The organism is Mesorhizobium sp. J8, assembly GCF_016591715.1.
Taxonomy (GTDB): domain Bacteria; phylum Pseudomonadota; class Alphaproteobacteria; order Rhizobiales; family Rhizobiaceae; genus Mesorhizobium.
The window spans coordinates 4296425-4313455 of sequence record NZ_AP024109.1 but is presented as its reverse complement, the minus strand read 5'-3'; the positions used below and the strand labels follow the sequence as shown (position 1 = coordinate 4313455).

General features: G+C 63.4%; 15 protein-coding genes. All 15 read left to right on the top strand.

Features of this window, described 5'->3' with window-relative positions; genetic code table 11:
- Positions 1–10 precede the first annotated feature (10 nt).
- A complete protein-coding gene (nuoG, locus tag MJ8_RS20715) occupies positions 11–2092 on the top strand; it encodes an NADH-quinone oxidoreductase subunit NuoG (RefSeq protein ID WP_201410611.1) in 2082 nt (693 codons plus the stop codon).
- Positions 2093–2094: 2 nt separating this feature from the next.
- The gene (gene nuoH / locus MJ8_RS20710) at positions 2095–3138 is read left to right on the top strand and encodes an NADH-quinone oxidoreductase subunit NuoH (protein ID WP_201410610.1); all 1044 of its coding nucleotides are present in this window, start codon (positions 2095–2097) and stop codon (positions 3136–3138) included.
- Complete coding sequence (gene nuoI / locus MJ8_RS20705) at positions 3138–3629, top strand: NADH-quinone oxidoreductase subunit NuoI (protein WP_040982026.1); 492 nt, start codon at positions 3138–3140, stop codon at positions 3627–3629. The genes nuoH and nuoI overlap by 1 nt, the downstream gene beginning before the upstream one ends.
- A 230-nt stretch (positions 3630–3859) precedes the next feature.
- Positions 3860–4480 carry an NADH-quinone oxidoreductase subunit J gene (locus MJ8_RS20700; RefSeq protein ID WP_201410609.1) on the top strand — a complete coding sequence of 207 codons (621 nt, stop codon included), beginning with the start codon at positions 3860–3862 and terminating at the stop codon, positions 4478–4480.
- 1 nt (position 4481) lies between these two features.
- Positions 4482–4790 (top strand): NADH-quinone oxidoreductase subunit NuoK, encoded by a 309-nt coding sequence (nuoK, locus tag MJ8_RS20695; protein WP_040982022.1) that lies wholly within the window; start codon positions 4482–4484, stop codon positions 4788–4790.
- 11 nt (positions 4791–4801) lie between these two features.
- Positions 4802–6775 carry an NADH-quinone oxidoreductase subunit L gene (gene nuoL / locus MJ8_RS20690; protein WP_201410608.1) on the top strand — a complete coding sequence of 658 codons (1974 nt, stop codon included), beginning with the start codon at positions 4802–4804 and terminating at the stop codon, positions 6773–6775.
- On the top strand, positions 6775–8280 hold the full coding sequence (locus tag MJ8_RS20685; protein WP_201410607.1) for an NADH-quinone oxidoreductase subunit M: 1506 nt from the start codon (positions 6775–6777) through the stop codon (positions 8278–8280). Before nuoL ends, MJ8_RS20685 begins: the two co-directional genes overlap by 1 nt.
- Positions 8281–8294: 14 nt before the next feature.
- A complete protein-coding gene (gene nuoN, locus MJ8_RS20680; RefSeq protein ID WP_201410606.1) occupies positions 8295–9731 on the top strand; it encodes an NADH-quinone oxidoreductase subunit NuoN in 1437 nt (478 codons plus the stop codon).
- Between the two features lie 4 nt (positions 9732–9735).
- Entirely contained in the window at positions 9736–10557 is an 822-nt protein-coding gene (locus MJ8_RS20675; protein WP_201410605.1) for a biotin--[acetyl-CoA-carboxylase] ligase, read from the top strand.
- 94 nt (positions 10558–10651) lie between these two features.
- Complete coding sequence (locus tag MJ8_RS20670) at positions 10652–12322, top strand: ribonuclease J (protein ID WP_201410604.1); 1671 nt, start codon at positions 10652–10654, stop codon at positions 12320–12322.
- A 128-nt stretch (positions 12323–12450) separates the two neighbouring features.
- The gene (gene mce, locus MJ8_RS20665; RefSeq protein WP_201410603.1) at positions 12451–12855 is read left to right on the top strand and encodes a methylmalonyl-CoA epimerase; all 405 of its coding nucleotides are present in this window, start codon (positions 12451–12453) and stop codon (positions 12853–12855) included.
- Positions 12852–13136, top strand: a complete 285-nt coding sequence (locus MJ8_RS20660; RefSeq protein WP_201410602.1) for a DUF1467 family protein — start codon at positions 12852–12854, stop codon at positions 13134–13136. The genes mce and MJ8_RS20660 overlap by 4 nt, the downstream gene beginning before the upstream one ends.
- A 573-nt stretch (positions 13137–13709) precedes the next feature.
- On the top strand, positions 13710–15038 hold the full coding sequence (gene proS, locus MJ8_RS20655; RefSeq protein ID WP_201410601.1) for a proline--tRNA ligase: 1329 nt from the start codon (positions 13710–13712) through the stop codon (positions 15036–15038).
- The gene (locus MJ8_RS20650; RefSeq protein WP_201410600.1) at positions 15035–16321 is read left to right on the top strand and encodes a lipoprotein-releasing ABC transporter permease subunit; all 1287 of its coding nucleotides are present in this window, start codon (positions 15035–15037) and stop codon (positions 16319–16321) included. The genes proS and MJ8_RS20650 overlap by 4 nt, the downstream gene beginning before the upstream one ends.
- The gene (locus MJ8_RS20645) at positions 16318–17001 is read left to right on the top strand and encodes an ABC transporter ATP-binding protein (RefSeq protein WP_041007626.1); all 684 of its coding nucleotides are present in this window, start codon (positions 16318–16320) and stop codon (positions 16999–17001) included. Before MJ8_RS20650 ends, MJ8_RS20645 begins: the two co-directional genes overlap by 4 nt.
- Positions 17002–17031: the final 30 nt, after the last annotated feature.

Genomic DNA, 17031 nt, shown 5'->3' with positions numbered 1-17031 from the left:
TTTGAGGCGAATGGCAAAGCTAAAGGTCGACGGGAAAGAGATCACGGTACCCGACCATTACACGCTGCTGCAGGCGGCCGAGGACGCCGGCGCGGAAGTGCCGCGCTTCTGCTTCCATGAGCGGCTGTCGATCGCCGGCAATTGCCGCATGTGCCTGATCGAGGTGAAGGGCGGACCGCCCAAGCCGCAGGCGTCCTGCGCCATGGGCGTGCGCGACCTGCGCCCCGGCCCGAATGGCGAGCCGCCGGAAATCTTCACCAACACGCCGATGGTCAAGAAGGCCCGTGAAGGCGTGATGGAATTCCTGCTGATCAACCACCCGCTCGATTGCCCGATCTGTGACCAGGGCGGCGAATGCGACCTGCAGGACCAGGCGATGGCCTTCGGCGTCGATTCCTCGCGCTATCACGAGAACAAGCGCGCGGTCGAAGACAAGTATATCGGCCCGCTGGTCAAGACGGTGATGAACCGCTGCATCCACTGCACGCGCTGCGTCCGCTTCACCACCGAAGTCGCCGGCATTTCCGAACTCGGCCTGATCGGCCGCGGCGAGGATGCCGAGATCACCACCTATCTCGAACAGGCGATGACGTCGGAGCTGCAGGGCAATGTCATCGACCTGTGCCCGGTCGGCGCGCTGACCTCCAAGCCTTTCGCTTTCCAGGCGCGGCCGTGGGAACTGACCAAGACGGAATCGATTGACGTCATGGACGCCGTCGGCTCGGCGATCCGAGTCGATTCCAGAGGCCGCGAAGTGATGCGCATCCTGCCGCGCGTCAATGAGGCGGTGAACGAGGAGTGGATTTCCGACAAGACCCGCTTCATCTGGGACGGCCTGCGCACGCAGCGCCTCGATCGCCCCTACGTGCGCAAGGACGGCAAGCTTGTTCCGGCAAGCTGGGCCGAAGCCTTCGCCGCGATCAAGGAACAGGTATCGAAGACGGCCCCGGAGCGGATCGGCGCGATCGCCGGCGATCTCGCCGCGGTCGAGGAAATCTACGCGCTCAAGCTGTTGATGGCGGCGCTCGGCTCGAAGAACATCGACTGCCGCCAGGATGGCGCAGCGCTCGATCCATCGCTCGGCCGCGCCAGCTACATCTTCAATCCGACCATCGAAGGCATCGAGCAGGCCGACGCGGTGCTGATCATCGGCGCCAATCCGCGCTTCGAGGCCTCGGTGCTCAACGCCCGCATCCGCAAGCGCTGGCGCGTCGGCAACCTGCCGGTCGGCGTCATCGGCGAGATCGGCGATACGCGTTACGACTATGAGCTGATCGGCGCCGGTCCGGAATCGCTCAAGGATCTCGCCGACGGCAACGGCAAGTTCTTTGAGGTGCTGAGCAAGGCCACGCACCCGCTGATCATCGTCGGCCAGGGCGCGCTGGCGCGCACGGACGGCGCGGCAGTGCTCGGCCAGGCGGCGAAGCTAGCGGCCGCCGTCAACGCGGTCACGGCCGAATGGAACGGCTTTGCGGTGCTGCACAACGCAGCGGCAAGAGTCGGCGGCCTCGATGTCGGTTTCGTGCCGGGCGAGGGGGGCAAGGATGTCGCCGGCATGCTGGGCGAGACCGATCTGCTCTTCCTGCTCGGCGCCGACGAAATCGACATGGCTAGGACCGGCGGCGCCTTCGTCGTTTATATCGGCACGCATGGCGATGCCGGCGCGCACCGCGCCAACGTCATCCTGCCGGCAGCCGCCTACACGGAAAAGTCCGGCACCTATGTCAACACCGAAGGCCGCGTGCAGCAGACCAACCGCGCCGGCTTCGCTCCTGGCGAGGCGCGTGAGGACTGGGCGATCCTGCGGGCGCTGTCGGATGTGCTCGGCAAGAAGCTGCCCTTCGATTCCCTGGCGCAGTTGCGCGCCAAGCTCTATGGCGAATTCCCGCATCTCGCCCGCATCGACCAGGTGCAGGCGGGCAGCGCCGACGACGTCGCCAGGGCCGCGAAACTCGGCGGGCGGCTGAACAAGGGCACCTTCACCTCGCCGGTGAAGGATTTCTATCTGACCAACCCGATCGCGCGGGCGTCGGCTGTGATGGCCGAATGCTCGGCGCTGGCCAAGAGCGGCTTCAAGCAGGCGGCGGAATAAGCATGGACACCTTCTTCTCCTTCTATGTGCTGCCGGCGCTGCTGATCCTGTTGAAGTCGGTCGTGCTGATCGTTGTGCTTCTGATCGGCGTCGCCTACCTGCTCTATGCCGACCGCAAGATCTGGGCGGCGGTGCAACTGCGTCGCGGCCCGAACGTCGTCGGTCCTTGGGGCACGCTGCAGGCTTTTGCCGACCTTCTGAAATTCGTCTTCAAGGAGCCGGTGATCCCGTCGGGCGCCAACAAGGGCGTGTTCCTTCTGGCGCCCCTGGTGTCGGCGGTCCTGGCGATCTCTGCCTGGGCGGTCATTCCGGTCAATGAGGGCTGGGCGATCGCCAACATCAATGTCGGCATCCTCTATGTCTTCGCCATCTCCTCGCTCGAGGTCTATGGCGTGATCATGGGCGGCTGGGCGTCCAACTCGAAATATCCGTTCCTCGGCGCGCTGCGCTCGGCCGCGCAGATGGTGTCCTACGAAGTCTCGATCGGCTTCGTCATCGTCACCGTGCTGCTCTGCGTCGGCTCGCTCAACCTCTCCGACATTGTCATGTCGCAGCAGGACGGGCTCGGCACCAAGCTCGGCCTGCCCAACACCTTCCTCGACTGGCACTGGCTCTCGCTGCTGCCGATGTTCGTTGTGTTCTTCATCTCCGCGCTTGCCGAGACGAACCGCCCCCCCTTCGACCTTGTGGAGGCGGAATCGGAACTCGTCGCCGGCCACATGGTTGAGTATTCGTCGACGCCGTTCCTGCTCTTCTTCCTCGGCGAATATGTCGCCGTCGTCCTGATGTGCGCGCTGGCGACCATCCTGTTCCTCGGCGGCTGGCTGCCGCCATTCAATTTCGCGCCTTTCACCTGGGTACCGGGGGTGATCTGGTTCGTGCTGAAGATCTGCCTGATGTTCTTCATGTTCTCGATGGTGAAGGCTTTTGTGCCGCGCTACCGCTACGACCAGCTGATGCGGCTGGGCTGGAAAGTCTTCCTGCCGATCTCGCTGTTCATGGTCGTCGCCACCGCGGCCTTCCTCAAGATCACGGGGTTTGCGTGATGTCCGCTCTGGCCCAGGCCGCAAAATCGCTGCTGCTGAAGGATTTCGTCAGCGCCTTCTTCCTGTCGATGCGCCAGTTCTTCGCGCCGAAGGAAACGATCAACTATCCGCACGAGAAGGGGCCGACCAGCCCGCGCTTCCGCGGCGAGCATGCGCTGCGCCGGTATCCGAACGGCGAGGAGCGCTGCATCGCCTGCAAGCTGTGCGAGGCGATCTGCCCGGCGCAGGCCATCACCATCGAGGCCGGCCCGCGCCGCAATGACGGCACCCGCCGCACCGTGCGCTACGACATCGACATGGTGAAGTGCATCTATTGCGGCTTCTGCCAGGAAGCCTGCCCGGTCGACGCCATCGTCGAAGGGCCGAATTTCGAATTCGCGACCGAGACACGTGAGGAGCTTTACTACAACAAGGAAAAGCTGCTCGCCAACGGCGATCGCTGGGAGCGTGAGCTGGCGCGCAACATCGCGCTGGATGCGCCCTATAGGTGATTAGCGTGCTTCTCCCCGTTTACGGGGAGAAGATGCCGGCAGGCAGATGAGGGGCGGCGCCAGCTTCTGGAAACTTGGCGTTACCCGTCATCCGGCCCTTAGGGCCACCTTCTCCCCGTAAACGGGGCGAACGAACAAGAAAGTGGACGGCGCAACGTCGTCCGTCTAAGGAACACGCGGTTTCGAACCGGAGGCGGGTCGGAGTCGGAATTTGGAACCCGGGGGAACCCATGCTGAGTGGACTAGAGGCGGCCTTTTTCTACCTCTTCGCCTTTATCGCCGTGGCGTCGGCCTTCATGGTCATTTCGTCGCGCAACCCCGTGCATTCGGTGCTCTTCCTGATCCTCACCTTCTTCAACGCCGCCGGCCTCTTCATGCTGACCGGCGCCGAGTTCCTGGCGATGATCCTGCTGGTCGTCTATGTCGGCGCGGTGATGGTGCTGTTCCTGTTCGTCGTCATGATGCTCGACGTCGACTTCGCCGAGATGAAGCAGGGCGCGCTGCAATACGCACCGATCGGCGCGCTGGTCGGACTGATCCTGGCGGCGGAACTGATCATCGTGCTCGGCGGCTACACATTCGCGCCGCAGCTGGCCTCGACGGTCGCGAAGACAACGCCGGATCTCGCCACGCGCTCCAACACGGCGGCGCTCGGCGATATCCTCTATACGGACTACCTTTATTACTTCCAGATTTCCGGCCTGGTGCTGCTGGTCGCCATGATCGGCGCCATCGTGCTGACGCTGCGCCACAAGGAAGGCGTCAAGCGGCAGTCGATCGCCGCGCAGGTCGCACGCACGCCGGCGACGGGCATGGAAATCCGCAAGGTCAAATCGGGCGAGGGCATCTGAGATGGTCGTCGGCATTGCACATTACCTGACCGTATCGGCGATCCTGTTCACGCTCGGCGTGTTCGGCATCTTCCTGAACCGTCGCAACATCATCGTCATCCTGATGTCGGTCGAGCTCATCCTGCTTGCGGTCAACATCAATTTCGTCGCGTTCTCGGCGGCGCTGCATGACCTCGTCGGACAGGTGTTCGCCCTGTTCGTGCTGACGGTCGCGGCCGCTGAAGCCGCGATCGGTCTTGCCATTCTTGTCGTCTTCTTCCGCAACCGCGGCTCGATCGCGGTCGAAGACGTGAGCGCGATGAAGGGTTGACGGGAACCATCATGTATCAGGCTATCGTCTTCCTTCCGCTGCTTGGCTTCCTGATTGTCGGCCTGTTCGGCAATTCGCTCGGCGCCAAGGCTTCCGAATACATCACCTCCGGCTTCCTGGTGATCGCGGCTATCCTGTCGTGGGTCGCCTTCTTCACCGTCGGCTTCGGCCATGGCGAGGTGTTCACCGTGCCGGTGCTGCGCTGGATCCAGTCGGGCGGCATCGACGTCTCCTGGGCGCTCAGGATCGACACGCTGACGGTGGTGATGCTGATCGTCGTCAACACGGTGTCGGCGCTGGTCCACATCTATTCGATCGGCTACATGCACCACGATCCGAACCGGCCGCGCTTCTTCGCCTATCTGTCGCTGTTCACCTTCGCGATGCTGATGCTGGTGACGGCCGACAACCTGATCCAGATGTTCTTCGGCTGGGAAGGCGTCGGTCTCGCTTCCTACCTGCTGATCGGCTTCTGGTACAAGAAGCCGTCGGCCAATGCGGCGGCGATCAAGGCCTTCGTCGTCAACCGCGTCGGCGACTTCGGCTTCGCGCTCGGCATCTTCGGCGTCTTCGTGCTGTTCGGCTCGGTCAATCTCAGCACCGTCTTCGCCAATGCGGCCTCGTTCCTGCCCGCAGAAGGCGCGCCGGCGGGTGCCGCCGTGCTCACCTTCCTTGGCCATGCGCTCGACAAGCAGACGGCGCTGACGGTGGTCTGCCTGCTGCTTTTCATGGGCGCCATGGGCAAGTCGGCGCAGGTGCCGCTGCACACCTGGCTGCCGGACGCGATGGAAGGCCCGACGCCGGTCTCCGCGCTTATCCATGCGGCGACCATGGTGACCGCCGGCGTGTTCATGCTGGCGAGGTTGTCGCCGCTGTTCGAGCTGTCGCATACGGCGCTGACCGTCGTCACCTTCATCGGCGCCTTCACCGCCTTCTTCGCGGCGACCGTCGGCCTGGTCCAGAACGACATCAAGCGCGTCATCGCCTATTCGACCTGCTCGCAGCTCGGCTACATGTTCGTGGCGCTCGGCGTCGGCGCATATGGCGCGGCGATCTTCCATCTGTTCACGCACGCCTTCTTCAAGGCGCTGCTGTTCCTCGGCTCCGGTTCGGTCATCCATGCCGTGTCCGACGAGCAGGACATGCGCAAGATGGGCGGCCTTCGCAAGCTGATCCCGACCACCTACTGGATGATGATCATCGGCACGCTGGCGCTGACCGGCGTCGGTATCCCGGCGACGGTGATCGGCACCGCCGGCTTCTTCTCGAAGGACGCCATCATCGAAACCTCCTTCGCCGGCCACAATGCGGTCGCGGGCTTTGCCTTTGTCCTGCTGGTGGTCGCCGCCTGCTTCACCAGCTTCTATTCCTGGCGGCTGATCTTCATGACTTTCCACGGTGAGCCGCGCGCCAGCCACGAAGTCATGCATCATGTCCACGAATCCCCGCCGGTGATGCTGGTGCCGCTCTACGTGCTTGCCGCGGGCGCACTGTTTGCGGGCGTCATCTTCCACGGCGCCTTCATCGGCGAGGGCTATGCCGAATTCTGGAAGGCGTCGCTGTTCACGCTACCGGACAACCACATCCTGCACGAGATCCACGAGCTGCCGCTCTGGGTGGAACTGGCGCCCTTCGTCGCAATGGTGATCGGTCTGCTCGTTGCCTGGCAGTTCTATATCCGCAAGCCTGAGATGCCGAAGGAACTGGCGGCGCAGCATCGCGGCCTCTACGCTTTCCTGCTCAACAAGTGGTACTTCGACGAGCTTTACGACTTCCTGTTCGTGCAGCCCGCAAAACGCCTCGGCAGGTTCCTGTGGAAGACCGGCGACGGCGCCATCATCGACGGCCTCGGCCCCGATGGTGTCTCGGCGCGCGTCATCGACGTCACCAACCGTGTCGTCAAGCTGCAAACCGGTTATCTCTACCATTATGCCTTCGCCATGCTGATCGGCGTGGCCGCTCTCGTCACCTGGATGATGCTCTGATGACCGACTGGCCAATCCTCTCGCTGGTCACCTTCCTGCCGCTGGTTGGTGTTCTCCTCATTCTGCCGATCAGCGACGACAGCGAAAACGCGCGCCGCAACATCCGCGCCATCGCCTTCATCACGACGGCGTTCACCTTCGTCGTCTCGCTGTTCATCTGGACGGGCTTCGACAATTCGCAGGCCGGCTTCCAGTTCGTCGAGAAGCACGCCTGGCTGGATTCGGGCATCTCCTACCATATGGGCGTCGACGGCATCTCGATGCTGTTCGTCATCCTGACGACCTTCCTTATGCCGCTTTCCATCCTCGCCTCCTGGGAAGCCATCGAGAAGCGGGTCAAGGCCTATATGATCGCCTTCCTGATCCTCGAGACGCTGATGATCGGCGTGTTCTGCGCGCTCGACATCGTCTTGTTCTACGTCTTCTTCGAGGCCGGCCTGATCCCGATGTTCATCATCATCGGCGTCTGGGGCGGCAAGCGGCGCGTCTATGCATCGTTCAAGTTCTTCCTCTACACGCTTGCGGGATCGGTGCTGATGCTGCTCGCCATCATGGCGATGTTCTTCCAGTCGGGCACCACCGATATCCCGACGCTTTTGACGCATCACTTCCCGGCCAACATGCAGACCTGGCTGTGGCTCGCCTTCTTCGCCTCCTTCGCGGTGAAGATGCCGATGTGGCCGGTGCACACCTGGTTGCCCGACGCCCACGTCGAGGCGCCGACGGCGGGCTCGGTCATCCTGGCCGCCATCCTCTTGAAGATGGGCGGATACGGCTTCCTGCGCTTCTCGCTGCCGATGTTCCCGGAAGCGTCGGCGATGTTCGCACCGCTGGTGTTCGCGCTCTCCGTCGTCGCCATCATCTACACCTCGCTGGTGGCGCTGATGCAGGAGGACATGAAGAAGCTGATCGCCTATTCGTCGGTCGCCCATATGGGCTTCGTCACCATGGGCATCTTCGCCATGAACCAGGAAGGCGTGCAGGGCGCGATCTTCCAGATGCTCAGCCACGGGCTCGTCTCGGGCGCGCTGTTCCTGTGCGTCGGCGTCGTCTACGACCGCATGCATACGCGCGAGATCGATGCTTATGGCGGGCTGGTCAACAACATGCCGAAATACGCCACCGTGTTCATGATCTTCACCATGGCCAATGTCGGCCTTCCAGGCACCAGCGGCTTCATCGGCGAATTCCTGACCATGCTCGGCGTCTTCCGGGTCAACACATGGGTGGCGTTCTTCGCCGCAACCGGCGTCATCCTGTCGGCGGCTTACGCGCTGTGGCTCTATCGCCGGGTGATCTTCGGCGCGCTGACCAAGGACAGCCTGAAGAACCTGCTGGATCTGTCGCCGCGCGAGAAGGCGATCATCTACCCGCTGGTGGTGCTGGTCATCTTCTTCGGCGTCTACCCGGCGCCGGTGTTCGACGCGACGGCCCAATCGGTCAAGACGCTCGTCACCAACGTCACCGCATCCATCAATTCCGCGCAGACCGCGGCGGCGAACTGACTGGGGAATAGACTATGACGCCGGACCTTCTCTCCAGCCTTTCGCTTTCGACGCCGGAGCTTGTCCTCGCCGCGGGCGCGCTGTTGCTCCTGATGATCGGGGCCTATTCGCGCTCCAACAGCACCATGACCGTGGCCGGTCTTGCCGTCCTCGTGCTGGTGGTGGCCGGTCTGTGGCTAGCCTTCTCCGGCGGGCAGGGCGCTGCCTATGGCGGCGCCTTCGTGCAGGATTCCTTCGGCGCCTTCATGAAGATGCTCGCGCTGATCGGCTCGGCGGTGACGCTGATCATGTCGATGCGCTTCGCGCGCCAGGAACATTTCGACAAGTTCGAGTTCCCGGTGCTTATCCTGCTCTGCACGCTCGGCATGATGCTGATGATCTCGGCCAACGGAATGATCGGGCTCTATCTCGGGCTCGAGCTGCAGTCGCTGGCGATCTACGTGCTGGCGGCGATCAACCGCGACAACCTGCGCTCGACCGAGGCGGGCCTGAAATATTTCGTCCTCGGCGCGCTGTCGTCGGGCATGCTGCTCTACGGCATCAGCCTCGTCTACGGCTACACCGGCAACACCGGCTTCCAGGAGATCGCGACGGCGCTTGGCAGCGGCGAGCGCCAGCTCGGCCTCGTCTTCGGCCTGGTGTTCGTGCTTGCAGGGCTCGCCTTCAAGATCTCGGCCGTGCCGTTCCACATGTGGACGCCGGACGTCTATGAAGGCGCGCCGACGCCGATCACTGCCTTCCTGGCCGCTGCGCCGAAAATGGCGGCGATGGCGCTGATCGTGCGCGTCACCATGGGCGCCTTCAAGCCGGTCGCCGCGGACTGGCAGCAGATCGTGGTCTTCATCTCGATCGCCTCGATGGCCCTCGGCTCTTTCGCGGCCATCGGCCAGACCAACATCAAGCGCCTGATGGCCTATTCCTCGATCGGCCATATGGGCTATGCGCTGGTCGGCCTTGCCGCCAACAGCCAAGCCGGCGTGCGGGGCGTCGCCATCTACATGCTGATCTATCTGGTGATGACGCTCGGCACCTTTGCCTTCATCCTCGCCATGCGGCGCAAGGAAGGCAATGTCGAGCAGATCAGCGATCTCGCCGGCCTTGCCTCGACCAATCCGATCATGGCCACCATCCTCACCATCCTGATGTTCTCGCTGGCCGGCATTCCCCCGCTCGCCGGCTTCTGGGGGAAGTGGTACGTGTTCCTCGCCGCCATCAATGCGCATCTTTACGCATTGGCGATCATCGGCGTGCTGGCCTCGGTGGTGGGCGCCTACTATTACCTGCGCATCATCAAGATCATGTGGTTCGACGAGCCGGTCGGCGGCTTCGTGCCGATGGCGAGCGAGCTGCGCCTGGTGCTCGGCGTCAGCGGCGCCTTCGTGCTGTTCTACGTGCTGATCGGTGGACCGATCGGCAATTATGCCGAAGCCGCCGCCAAGACGTTCTTCTGACGGGATGGCGTTTCGACTGGCTCCAACCGCGGCGTCGGAGGGGTTCCGGCTCGAGGCGCATGACAGCGTCGGCTCGACCAACGCGCTGGCGCTGGAGCACGCGCGCGCCGGCGATCCCGGCAAGCTCTGGGTCGTCTCGAAAAAGCAGGAAAGCGGTCGCGGCCGGCGTGGCCGCGCCTGGGCTACGCCCGAAGGCAATCTCGCGGCGACACTGCTCCTGGTTCCCGCCGGCGAATTGCGGCTCGCCGCGACGCTCGGCTTCGTCGCGGGGCTGGCGCTGGCCGACGCGCTCGACGCCGTCGTGCCGAAGGGCCGAATCGCCGTCGCCCTGGACGGCGCTAGCCAGGGCCGCAACCGCTTCGAATTGAAATGGCCGAATGACGTGCTGGCGTCGGGCGCCAAGCTTGCCGGCATCCTGTTGGAGTCGACGATGCTTGAGGGCAGCCGTTTCGCGGTCGCCATCGGCATCGGCGTCAATGTCGTGGCTTACCCGGAAGATCTGCCTTATCCGGCGACGTCGCTGCAGGCATTGGGTGCCGATTGCGATGCCGAAACGCTGTTCCTGGCGCTCTCGGACGCCTGGAGCGAGAATGCCCGGATGTGGGATGATGGGCGTGGGCTCGATGCCGTCAGAGAGCGCTGGCTTGCCCGCGCGGCAGGCCTCGGCGGCGAGGTTGCTGTCAGAATTGACGGCAATGTGGTGCGCGGCGTCTTCGAAACCATTGACGAGGACTGCCGTTTCGTGATCCGCGACGATGAGGGATCAGTTTTGACGATCGCTGCCGGCGACGTGCATTTCGGCGCTGTCGCCTCGGCCCGCGTATAATTTTGTTTTATGCCATTCCGGACGGAAAACCGTGACACGCATTTCCCGGAATTGCCCCAACGGCTTGGCCTGACGGCCAGGAAGGAAAGAATTCATGGCGAATAAGGAAAACGCCGAGCTCGTCTTCGCGCCGCTGGGCGGCGTCGGCGAGATCGGCATGAACTTCGCCCTCTACGGCTACGGGCCTGCCGAAGCGCGGGAGTGGATCATCGTCGATGTCGGCGTCACCTTTCCGGACTCGGCGCATCCCGGCGTCGATCTCATCCTGCCCGATACGCGTTTCATCGAGGAGAATATCGATGGCTTGCGCGGCATCGTCATCACCCACGCGCACGAGGACCATTACGGCGCGCTGCTCGACATCTGGCCGAAGCTTAAAGTTCCAGTCTGGATGACGCCGTTCACCGCCGGCCTGCTCGAAGCCAAGCGGCAGGGTGAGCAGAACGCGCCGAAGATCCCGGCGTCGATTTACCGGGCCGGCGAGAAGTTCACCATCGGACCTTTCGAGATCGAGGCCATTCCGGTGGCGCATTCGATCCCCGAGCCGATGTCGCTGGCGATCACCACTCCGGCCGGCACGGTGATCCACACCGGCGACTGGAAGATCGATCCGGCTCCGACGATCGGCCCGAAGACCGACGAGGCGCGCTTCCGCGCCTATGGCGACAAGGGCGTGCTGGCTCTGATCTGCGATTCCACCAATGCGTTGAGGGAAGGGGAGTCGCCCTCGGAGGTGGCGGTCGGCGAGGGCCTCAAGGGCGTCATCGAGCAAGCCAAGGGCCGCGTCGCGGTCACCACCTTCTCCTCCAATGTCGGGCGAATCGTCTCGATCGCCAGGGCGGCGCGCGATGCCGGCCGGCAATGCCTCGTGCTCGGCCGCTCGCTGAAGCGCGTCATCGATGTCGCGGGCGAGCTTGGCTACATGGACGGCCTGCCGGAGTTCATCTCCGAGGAGGACTATGGCTATATCCCGCGTGAGAACCTGGTGATCATCTGCACCGGCAGCCAGGGCGAGCCGCTGGCCGCACTTGCAAAGCTCTCACGCGACGAGATGAAGTCGGTGGCGCTGACGGCCGGCGATACCGTTGTATTTTCTTCGCGCACCATTCCCGGCAACGAGAAGGCGATCCTCGAGATCAAGAACCGCCTGATCGACCTCGGCATGAAGATCATCGAGGACGGCGACGCGCTGGTGCATGTCTCCGGCCATCCGCGCCGCAGCGAACTGCGCAAGATGTATGAATGGGTGCGTCCGCAGATCGGCGTTCCCGTGCATGGCGAGGCGGCGCATCTGGTGGCGCAGGGCTCGCTGATGTCGATGTCGGGCATCGGCCAGGTGGCGCAGGTGCGCGATGGCGACATGCTGAGGCTCTGGCCCGGCCCGGCGACCATTATCGATCAGGTGCCGTTCGGCCGGCTTTACAAGGACGGCTTGCTGATCGGCACCGACCAGGCGATGGGCATACGCGACCGCCGCAAGCTTTCCTTCGCCGGCCATGTCGCGGTCAATGTCGTGCTCGACGATAAATATGAGCTCGCCGGTGACCCTGATCTGGTGGCGATCGGCGTGGCGGAAGCGGATGCCAGCGGCGAGACGCTGGAGGACCTGATGCTCGATGCGGCAATCGGCGCGGTGGACTCCATTCCGCGCCAGCGCCGAAAAGACCTCGATCTGGTGCAGGAAGCGGTGCGCCGCGCCGTGCGCGCCGCCGCCAACGAAGCCTGGGGCAAGAAGCCGCTGGTGACGGTGTTCGTCACGCGGTGACGAACAAGGGAGTAGGGGAGTAAGGCAGTAGGGCGGCAGGGAAAGGGCGATAGATTTGTATACGCCGAGATTTTTCCCTACTGCCATACTGCCCTATTGCTTTACTCCCCCAAGAGCGGAGCGCTTTTATGCTTGGACGCCTGAACCATGTCGCGCTTGCCGTGCCGGATCTGGCCGCGGCAATGGCCGCCTATCGCGACACGCTGGGGGCGCAATTGAGCGAGCCGCAGGCGTTGCCGGAGCATGGCGTGACCGTCGTGTTCGTCGATGTCGGCAATACCAAGATCGAATTGCTGGAGCCGCTGGGCGAGACATCGCCGATCGCCGCCTTCCTCGAGAAGAACCCTTCGGGCGGCATGCATCACGTCTGCTATGAGGTCGACGACATCCTGGCGGCCCGCGACCGTTTGAAAGCGAGCGGTGCGCGCGTGCTGGGCGACGGCAACCCCAAAATCGGTGCCCACGGCAAGCCGGTGCTGTTCCTGCATCCCAAGGATTTCTTCGGCACGCTGGTCGAACTGGAGCAGGCATGAACTGGATCCTGTTCGCCGCGCTGTTCTTCGTCACCTGGTGGCTGGTGCTGTTTGTTGTTCTCCCGTTCAGCCTGCGCACCCAGGACGACGATCAGGATGTCACGCTTGGCACCGTTTCCAGCGCGCCACGCGGCCCGCATATGCTGCGCGCTTTCATCCGCGCGACGATCGTGACGGTGGTCGTGATGGGCATTCTCTACGGCCTGACGATGGGCCTGGGATTCAGCTTCGACGACATCATGCGGATCATGCCGGACTTTAGTCCGAATACCCATCACTGACGCCGAAGATACAGTCTCGACAAGTATTGGGCAGCATACGCGCGCCAAGGTTGAAATCGGAAGCCGGCTTCCGATTTTGGCTGTTATCTATGGCTGACGCTGTTTGGCAGATGGTGGTGCTAAGCAGATGATTGCACAAAAAAAATGCAAGGCACGAGGCCTTGCAATTTAAACGCGTCCGATCCGTTTCCGGTGTCCGGCGGCAGCGAGTTACCGCGCCTAGATCGCATCCTCCCAAGACTTTGACCGCGTAGGAGAGCAGATTTTTCTCCGCCCTCTCGGTTATCGGCGCACACTAGACCAAGGCAGGTGAAAATGTCACGAAGAATTTTGCCTCGAAACAGGCAATATCGTGCTGCACTGCACAATAGTGCGGCAGGGCTTGCTTGTGAATCGATCAAAAAGCCATTTGCGGCACTTTGCAGCCAAAATCGCCATTTTGGTAAGGTGCAGAAGGCCCGATACTTTGGGGCACTCGGGTTTCCATTCGGCCATGAAATGGCTATGAAGCCCGAGCAAGCAGCCTGAGGCGCGCCGATTCCCGCGCCGCCATCTTCATTCACGGACCAGTCCATGCGTTTGTCGCGCTACTTCCTGCCTATTCTCAAAGAAAATCCCCGCGAGGCCGAGATCGTCTCGCACCGGCTGATGCTGCGCGCCGGCATGATCCGCCAGCAGGGGCAGGGCAGCTTCTCGTGGCTGCCATTGGGCAAACGCGTGCTGGACAAGGTCTGCCAGATCATCCGCGAGGAGCAGAACCGCGCCGGCGCGCTGGAAATCCTGATGCCGACTATCCAGTCGGCGGATCTGTGGCGCGAAAGCGGCCGTTACAACGACTACGGCAAGGAGATGTTGCGCATCAAGGACCGCCAGGACCGCGACCTGCTCTACGGCCCGACCAACGAAGAGATGGTCACCGAGATTTTTCGCGCCTACGTCAAGTCCTACAAGGACCTGCCGCTCAACCTCTATCACATCCAGTGGAAGTTCCGCGACGAGGTGCGTCCGCGCTTCGGCGTCATGCGCTCACGCGAATTCCTGATGAAGGACGCTTATTCCTTCGACCTCGATTTCGAGGGCGCGAAGGCCGCCTACAACCGCATGTTCGTCTCCTATCTCAGGACGTTCACGCGCATGGGCCTGCAGGCCATTCCGATGCGCGCCGACACCGGTCCGATCGGTGGCGATCTCAGCCATGAGTTCATCATCCTGGCCGAGACCGGCGAGAGCCAGGTGTTCTGCGACCGCGCCTATCTTACGCTCGACGTGCCGGGCGCCGACACCAACTTCTCCAACGATGCCGAGATCGGCGACATCGTGAAGACGTGGACGACACCCTACGCCGCCACCGACGAGATGCATGACGAAGCGGCCTGGGAGAAAGTCGCCGAAGGCGACCGGCTTTCGGCGCGCGGCATCGAAGTCGGCCATATCTTCCATTTCGGCGAGAAGTACTCCAAGCCGATGAACGCCAAGGTGACCGGTCCCGACGGCAAGGACCATTATGCATCCGGCGGTTCCTACGGCATCGGCCCGTCGCGCCTGGTTGCGGCGATCATCGAGGCGAGCCATGACGAGAACGGCATCATCTGGCCGGAAGCGGTGGCGCCTTTCGATATCGGCCTGATCAACATGAAGGTCGGCGACGGTGAATGCGACCGCGTCTGCGACGAGCTTTATGCGGCGCTCAACGCAGCCGGCAAGGACGTGCTCTATGACGACACCGACCAGCGTCCCGGCGGCAAATTCGCCACCGCCGACCTGATCGGCCTGCCGTGGCAGGTGATCGTCGGCCCGCGCGGCGTGGCCGCCGGTGAGGTCGAGATCAAGAACCGCAAGTCGGGCGAGCGCGAGACGCTGCCGATCGCCGAGGCCAAGAAGCGCCTGGGTATCGCCGCATGAGCGAGGCGGCGGCAGCGGCCAGATCAGGGGCGGGCGCTTTCTCGGGCTTCGAGCGCATGGTGGCGTGGCGCTATCTGCGCTCGCGCCGCAAGGAGACGGTGATCTCGGTCATCGCCTCGATCTCCTTCCTCGGCATCATGCTGGGCGTCGCGACGCTGATCGTCGTCATGGCGGTGATGAACGGGTTCCGCGCCGAGTTGCTCACCCGCATCCTCGGCGTGAACGGCCACCTCATTGTGCAGCCGCTCGATTCGCCGCTGGAGGATTACGCCCAGGTGGCGAGCCGCATCAACGGTGTGTCGGGCGTCAAATATGCGATCCCGCTGATCGACGGCCAGGTGCTGGCGCAGGGCAATGTCGGCGGCGGCACGGGCGCGCTGGTGCGAGGCATCCGCGGCGAGGACCTCGGCAAGATTTCGATCGTCGCCAGCAACATCAAGCAGGGGACGCTCGACGGTTTCGACACCGGCGACGGCGTGGCGATCGGCAAGCGCATGGCGGAAAGCCTCGGGCTGGTGCTCGGCGACACGATCACGCTGATCTCGCCCGGGGGCGACGTGACGCCGATCGGCACCACGCCGCGCATGAAGGGCTACAAGGTGGCGGCGATCTTCGAGGTCGGCATGTCGGAATATGACAGCTCGATCATCTACATGCCGTTCTCCGAAGCGCAGCTCTATTTCAACATGGACGGGCGCGCGCAGACCATCGAGATCTATGTCGACAATCCCGACAATGTCGACGCGCTGAAGCCGCTGGTCGAACAGGCGGCGCAGCGGCCGGTCGACCTCGTCGATTGGCGCCAGCGCAACGAAACCTTCTTCTCGGCCCTGCAGGTCGAGCGCAACGTCATGTTCATGATCCTGACGCTGATCGTGCTGGTGGCGGCGCTCAACATCATTTCCGGCCTCATCATGCTGGTGAAGGACAAGGGCCACGACATCGCCATCCTGCGCACGATGGGCGCCTCGCGCGGCGCGATCCTGCGCATCTTCCTGATGACGGGGGCGGCGATCGGCGTCACCGGCACGATCGCCGGCGTGTTGCTCGGCGTCGTGATCTGCATCAACATCGAATCGATCCGCCAGTTCTTCTCCTGGATGACCGGCAGGATCCTGTTCAACCCCGAGCTCTATTTCCTCAGCCAGCTGCCGGCGAAGATGGACCCGCGCGAGACGACCTATGTCGTGATCATGGCGCTGGCCCTGTCGTTCCTCGCGACGGTGTTCCCGGCCTGGCGGGCGGCCCGGCTCGATCCCGTCGAAGCCTTGAGGTACGAATGATGGCCGAGGCCATTATCGAGTTGAAGGGCGTCGAGCGCCACTATGTCCAGGGGCCGCGCAAGCTCACCATTCTGAACGGTGCCGATTTTTCGCTCAGGCGCGGCGAGATGGTGGCGCTGGTGGCGCCTTCGGGCACCGGCAAGTCCACCCTTTTGCACACGGCCGGCCTCTTGGAGCGGCCCGATGCGGGCGACGTGATCCTCGCCGGCCGTGCCTGCGGCCGGCTGTCGGACGAGGAACGCACGGCGATCCGCCGCAATGATGTCGGCTTCGTCTACCAGTTCCATCATTTGCTGCCGGAGTTCTCGGCGCTCGAGAACATCATGATGCCGCAGCTGATCAAGGGGCTCCCTCCCAAGGAAGCCTCCGAGCGGGCGGCGCAGCTTCTCGACTATATGCAGATCGGCAAGCGCGCGCAGCACCGGCCGGCCGAGCTTTCCGGCGGCGAGCAGCAGCGCGTCGCCATTGCCCGCGCCGTCGCCAATGCGCCGCTGGTGCTCCTGGCCGACGAGCCGACCGGCAATCTCGACCCGACGACCGCCTCCTATGTGTTCGACGCGCTGGAGGCGCTGGTCAGGCAGTCGGGGCTGGCGGCGCTGATCGCCACTCACAATCACGAACTCGCCGGCCGCATGGACCGGCGGGTGACGCTGGCCGAGGGCAAGGTTGTTCCTCTTTAACGAAAGCATGTCGCGTGAACGGAATTCACG